Consider the following 4,872-nt stretch of genomic DNA (forward strand, 5'->3'; position numbering starts at 1 on the left):
GCGCAAGGCCATAGCACCCGACGCGCAGGAGCAGGAGCGCAACCCGCGCGCCCGCTCGGCCAAGCTGCGCATCGCCACCCGCACCGACGCGCCTTCGGGCACCGTCGAGGCGTCATCCATCGGAATGCCACAGGTCAGGGGGATCTGAGACCATGCGAGCCGTTTTGTACATTCTCACCGCCCTTGGCGTCATCGGGCTGGCCTTCTGGGCCTACCGTGAGAATTACGCCACCCAGCAGGCGCTGAGCGACGCGGACCGGTTGCACGCCAACATCCGCGATGCCCATGCCCGCCTTGCCGTGCTGCGCGCGGAATGGGCCTATCAGAACCGCCCCGACCGGCTGCGCGATCTGGCGGAACTGAATTTCGAACGCCTCGGCCTGCTGCCCCTGCATCCCGATCAGTTCGGCCTTGTGGACCAGATCATCTATCCCGCCCCGCCACCGCTGACGATCACCGATCCGGTTGACGTGTCCACGATGAATGCAGACGAGGAAGACCCGCTATGATCCGCACCCCGCTGCGCCCGCTCGCCCGTATTCTCGACGCCCGCCAGAAAGGCGAAAACCCCGACGCCATCGAGCGCGAGAACAAGCGCATCCGGCACGAGCAGATGCGCGATGCTGCCCGTCAGCGCGCCGAGGGGCGCCTGTTGGTCATGGGGGTGTTCTTTTTCTGTGCCTTTGCGGTGGTGGGCGCACGGATGGGTCTGCTCGCCACGTCCGAACCGACGGAGCCGCGCGCACAGGCGCCCGGATCGGTCATCTCGGCGACCCGTGCCGATATCGTCGATCGCCACGGCAACATTCTGGCGACCAACCTTGAGACCCACGCGCTCTATGCCCAGCCGCGTCACATGGTCGACCCGGTGGCCGCCGCCAAAGGATTGGTCAAGGTCTTCCCCGACCTGAAGGAAGACCGGCTGATCAAGGATTTCACGGGCAAGCGCAAGTTCCTGTGGATCAAGAAGAAAATCAGCCCCGAGCAGATGCAGGCCGTTCACGACATCGGCGATCCCGGCCTGCTTTTCGCGCCCCGCGACATGCGGCTTTATCCCAACGGCACGCTGGCGGCACATGTGCTGGGCGGCGCCAGTTTCGGCAAGGAAGGCGTGCGCGCCGCCGAGGTGATCGGCGTGGCCGGGGTGGAAAAGTATTTCGACAGCTATCTGCGTGACCCGGCCAACGGGGCCAAGCCGCTTGAACTCTCGCTCGACCTGACGGTGCAGGCCGCGGCGGAACGGGTTCTCTATGGCGGGATGAAACTGCTCAACGCGAAGGGTGCGACCAGCGTCCTGATGAACGCCAAGACGGGCGAGGTCATCAGCGTGGTGTCGCTGCCCAGCTTCGATCCCAACGACAGGCCGCGCCCGGCAACGTCGGGCGATCCGTCGGACAGCCCTTTGTTCAACCGGGCGGTGCAGGGGGTCTATGAACTTGGCTCCACCTTCAAGATCTTCACTGCCGCGCAGGCCATCGATCTGGGCCTTGTGAACGCCGATACGATCATCGAAACGGCGGGCCCGATGAAAGTGGGCGGGTTTAGTATCGGTGAATTCCGCAACAAGAATTACGGCAAGCTCAGCGTTGCCGATATCATCGTGCATTCCTCCAACCGGGGGACCGGGCGGCTCGCGCTCGATATCGGGATCGAGCGGCAGCAGGAATTCCTGCGCAACATGGGCTTCTTCGAGGCGACCCCATTCGAGATCGTCGAGGCGGCGGGCGGCAAGCCGCTCTTGCCCAAGCGCTGGACCGAGTTGAGCAGCGTGACCATTTCCTACGGGCACGGTCTTTCGACCAGTCCCATGCACCTCGCGGCGGGATATGCCGCCATCGCCAACGGCGGGCGGCGGGTGACGCCGACCCTGCTGAAGCAGGACGGCGTGAAACCCGGCCCGCGCGTCATGTCCGAACGGGCTGCGCGCGATTCCCGGATGATGCTGCGCAAGGTCGTGAGCGACGGCACGGCCAGCTTCGGCGAAGTGCCCGGCTATCACGTGGGCGGCAAAACCGGCACCGCAGACAAACCAAAGCCGCGCGGCGGATATTACGAGGACAAGGTGATCGCCACCTTCGCCAGCATCTTTCCGGCCCATGATCCCGAGTACGTGCTGATCGTCACGCTGGACGAGCCGGTGGAGACGTCAGGCTCCAAACCGCGGCGGACGGCAGGCTGGACGGCGGTGCCCGTCGCGGCAGAGATGATCCGCCGGGTCGCGCCGCTTCTGGGGCTACGGCCGACAGTTGTACCTGCGGAAGAGGCTGTGTTAACGCTGACAGGCAGCAACTGAAAAAGTCTTCCCCCATGGATAAACGGGCCGTTTCCCTTTCCGCGCTTGGCCTGACTGCCGCGCGCGGGGCCAACCCGCAAATCACCGGAATCGCCGTCGATAGCCGTGCCGTGCAGGCCGGTTTTCTCTTCGCGGCGATGCCGGGTACGGTTCAGCATGGCGCGGCCTTCACCGCGCAGGCACTGGCGCAGGGCGCCGCCGCCGTGCTCACCGATGCTGAAGGCGTGATCATCGCCGCAGAGGCGCTGGCCGACTCGGACGCGGCCCTTGTCGTGACAGATGCCCCGAGGGAGGCGCTCACCCGGGCCGCGGCCCTATGGTACGGGGCACAGCCCGCGACCATGGCCGCCGTGACCGGCACCAATGGCAAGACCTCCGTTTCCAGCTTTCTGCGCCAGATCTGGATCGAACTGGGCTACGCGGCGGTGAACCTCGGCACCACCGGGGTGGAGGGCGCATGGACAGCACCCCTGTCGCACACCACGCCCGAGCCGCTGACCTTGCACCGGGTGCTGGCCGAAGCGGCGGGGCAGGGCATCACCCATGCGGCGATGGAGGCGTCGAGCCACGGGCTCGACCAGCGGCGGCTGGACGGGGTCACCCTGCGCGCGGCGGGGTTCACGAACTTTTCGCAGGATCATCTGGATTATCACGAAAGCTTCGAAGCCTATTTCGACGCCAAGGCGGGCCTTTTCGCCCGCGTTCTGCCGGAGGACGGTACAGCCGTGATCAACATCGACGACGCGCGCGGGGTCGATTTGGTCGCCGTTTCCAAGGCGCGGGGCTGCAGCGTGCTGACCGTGGGCCGTGACGGGGGCGACCTGCATCTGACGGGCCAGCGCTTTGACGAGACGGGGCAGGACCTGCGCTTTGTCTACCGTGGCCGCAGCTATCAGAAACGGCTCGAACTGATCGGCGGGTTTCAGGCCGACAACGTGCTGGTGGCCGCGGGCCTTGCCATCGCCTGCGGGGCGGAGCCGCAGGATGTCTTTGACACGTTTCCCCATCTCAAGACCGTGCGCGGGCGCATGCAGCTTGCCGCCACAAGGGACGGCGGCGGGGCGGTCTTTGTCGACTATGCCCATACGCCGGATGCCGTTTCCACGGCACTTGCGGCGATGCGCCCGCATGTGATGGGCCGGCTGGTGGCCATCGTGGGGGCGGGCGGCGACAGGGACCGCGCCAAACGCCCCCTGATGGGTGCTGCAGCGACCGAACATGCCGATGCCGTCATCGTGACGGACGACAACCCCCGCAGCGAGGACCCCGCCGCCATCCGTGCCGCCGTGCTGGCCGGGGCACCCGGCGCGCTGGAGGTGGGCGACCGGGCCGAAGCGATCCTGCGCGGAGTCAGCATGATCGGGCCGGGCGATGCTCTGCTCATCGCCGGAAAGGGCCACGAAACCGGGCAGATCATCGGCGATGACATCCTGCCCTTCGACGATGCCGAACAGGCCAGCATTTCGGTGGCCGCGCTGGAAGGAAAGTTGACATGACCGCGCTCTGGACGCAGGAAACCGCCCGCGCGGCAACCGGCGGAGAGGCGCGGGGACCCGCATGGTCCTGCCACGGCGTTTCCATCGATACCCGGACCCTCGCGCCGGGAGATCTCTTCGTGGCGCTCGCGGCCCAGCGGGACGGGCATGAATTCGTAGCACAGGCGCTTGAAAAAGGCGCCGCAGCCGCGCTCGTCTCCCATGTTCCTGATGGCGTATCCGAGGACGCGCCGCTCTTGATCGTGCCCGATGTCCTGCGCGGGCTGGAAGACCTTGGAAGCGCCGCCCGGGCGCGCACTGCCGCCCGCGTCGTCGCGGTGACGGGCAGCGTGGGCAAGACCTCCACCAAGGAAATGCTGCTGACGATCCTGTCGGATCAGGGGCGCACCCATGCCAGTGTGGCCAGCTACAACAACCACTGGGGCGTGCCGCTGACCCTCGCACGCATGCCCGAAGATACCGAATTTGCGATCATCGAGATCGGCATGAACCACCCCGGCGAAATCGCGCCTCTCTCCAGGCTCGCGCGTCCGCATGTAGGGGTCGTGACCACGGTGGCCGCCGCGCATCTGGAGGCTTTCGACGACATTACCGGGATCGCGGTGGAAAAGGCGGCGATCTTCGACGGGATGGAACCCGGCGGCGTCGCGGTGATCAACGCCGATATCGAACATGCCGCCATCCTGATGGCCAAGGCGGTCGACCGGCGGCTGCGGGATGTCGAATTCGGCGTCCACGCCCATCACTACCGCCTGGGCGAGGTCACGGTGCAGCCCGAAGCGACCATCGTTCAGGCCGATGTCGAAGGCAGCCCGCTTTTGTTCAAGATCGCCACGCCGGGACGCCATTTCGCCATGAACGGGCTGGCCGCCATGGCTGCGGCGGAGGCCCTGGGCGCGGACCGCGCGCTGGCCGCCCAGTCGCTCGGCCGGTGGCAGCCCTATGCGGGACGCGGCCAGCGCGAGACCATCATCCTCGACCCGGTCGAGACGCATCTGACCCTGCAGCTGATCGACGACAGCTATAACGCGAACCCGACCTCCATGGCGGCAGCACTGGACGTGCTGGCCGGGACGGAGCCCG

Annotated in this window: 4 protein-coding genes and 1 pseudogene; all 5 read left to right on the forward strand. The window is 66.6% G+C overall.

The window, feature by feature from the left end; all coding sequences use genetic code 11:
* A pseudogene (locus A3728_RS22365) lies at positions 1-148 on the forward strand (16S rRNA (cytosine(1402)-N(4))-methyltransferase); the annotation flags it as partial.
* A gap of 4 nt (positions 149-152) precedes the next feature.
* Positions 153-509: a cell division protein FtsL gene (gene ftsL / locus A3728_RS13350; RefSeq protein ID WP_067924607.1), complete on the forward strand. Its 357-nt coding sequence runs from the start codon at positions 153-155 to the stop codon at positions 507-509.
* Positions 506-2,293: a peptidoglycan D,D-transpeptidase FtsI family protein gene (locus A3728_RS13355; RefSeq protein WP_067924612.1), complete on the forward strand. Its 1,788-nt coding sequence runs from the start codon at positions 506-508 to the stop codon at positions 2,291-2,293. The genes ftsL and A3728_RS13355 overlap by 4 nt, the downstream gene beginning before the upstream one ends.
* Positions 2,294-2,307: 14 nt before the next feature.
* Positions 2,308-3,789 carry a UDP-N-acetylmuramoyl-L-alanyl-D-glutamate--2,6-diaminopimelate ligase gene (locus tag A3728_RS13360; RefSeq protein ID WP_067924614.1) on the forward strand — a complete coding sequence of 494 codons (1,482 nt, stop codon included), beginning with the start codon at positions 2,308-2,310 and terminating at the stop codon, positions 3,787-3,789.
* Positions 3,786-4,872, forward strand: a 1,087-nt coding sequence (locus A3728_RS13365) for a UDP-N-acetylmuramoyl-tripeptide--D-alanyl-D-alanine ligase (RefSeq protein WP_067924617.1), incomplete at its 3' end; no start/stop codon positions are given. The genes A3728_RS13360 and A3728_RS13365, both read left to right, overlap by 4 nt.

This window comes from Sulfitobacter sp. HI0040 (genome assembly GCF_001634885.1).
GTDB lineage: Bacteria > Pseudomonadota > Alphaproteobacteria > Rhodobacterales > Rhodobacteraceae > Sulfitobacter.

What these genes read in the sequence shown, in the direction of transcription:
- ftsL (WP_067924607.1), top strand. Translation starts at nt 153, where the DNA reads ATGCGAGCCGTTTTGTACATTCTCACCGCCCTTGGCGTCATCGGGCTG.
- A3728_RS13355 (WP_067924612.1), top strand. Translation starts at nt 506, where the DNA reads ATGATCCGCACCCCGCTGCGCCCGCTCGCCCGTATTCTCGACGCCCGC.
- A3728_RS13360 (WP_067924614.1), top strand. Translation starts at nt 2,308, where the DNA reads ATGGATAAACGGGCCGTTTCCCTTTCCGCGCTTGGCCTGACTGCCGCG.